The sequence below is a fragment of the Mycolicibacter acidiphilus genome (assembly GCF_018455725.1).
Classification (GTDB): domain Bacteria; phylum Actinomycetota; class Actinomycetes; order Mycobacteriales; family Mycobacteriaceae; genus Mycobacterium; species Mycobacterium acidiphilum.
On record NZ_JAHCLR010000129.1, the window covers coordinates 1 to 834 of the forward strand.

Annotated in this window: 1 protein-coding gene; it reads left to right on the plus strand. The window is 71.7% G+C overall.

Annotated elements, in window-relative coordinates:
* The coding region (locus KIH27_RS22150) for a ketoacyl-synthetase C-terminal extension domain-containing protein (RefSeq protein ID WP_284144796.1) at positions 1-834 on the plus strand (834 nt) is incomplete at both ends.

Sequence of the window (834 nt, forward strand, 5' to 3'; positions counted from 1 at the left end):
TCGGTTCGGCGGTGAATCAGGATGGGCCGTCGTCGGGGCAGACGGTGCCGTCGGGTCCGGCGCAGCAGGCGGTGATTCGGGCGGCGTTGGCGTCGGCGCGGTTGGCGCCGGCTGACGTGGACTATGTGGAGGCGCACGGCACCGGTACGGCGCTGGGTGATCCGATCGAATTGGACGCGCTGGCACAGGTTTTCGCCGACCGGGGCGGCTCCGCCCCGCTGGTGCTGGGTTCGGTCAAGACCAACCTCGGCCACCTGGAGTCCGCGGCCGGGGTGACCGGCTTCATCAAGACCGTGCTCAGCGTGCAGCACGCCCATATCCCGCAGCATCTGCACTTCGGCACGCTGACGCCGAATGCGTCCGCGGCGGCGTCGAAGTTCCAGATCGCCGCGAAATCGCTGGCCTGGCCGGCGGTGTCCCGCGCCCGGCGGGCCGGGGTGTCGTCGTTCGGCGCCTCGGGCACCAACGCGCACGTGCTGATCGAGCAGGCACCAGCTGTGGAACCGGTTGCGGCCGAGGCCGTGTCGCCGGTGTCGACGCTGACGGTGTCCGGCAAGACGCCGGAGCGGGTGGCGGTCGCGGCCGGGGCGCTGGCGGACTGGCTGGCCGGCGACGGCGCTCAGGCGCTGCTGCCCGATGTGGCGTATTCCCTTGAGCGACACCGCAGCCGGTTCAAGTACCGGGCCGCGGTCTGCGCCCGGGATCACGCCCAGGCGATCACCGGGTTGACGGCACTGGCAGCTGGGGAATCCGCGCCCGGCGTCGTCACACCGCGCGCGACGACGGCCGGATCCGCGGGCACGGTGTTCGTGTTCTCGGGTCAGGGTTCGCATT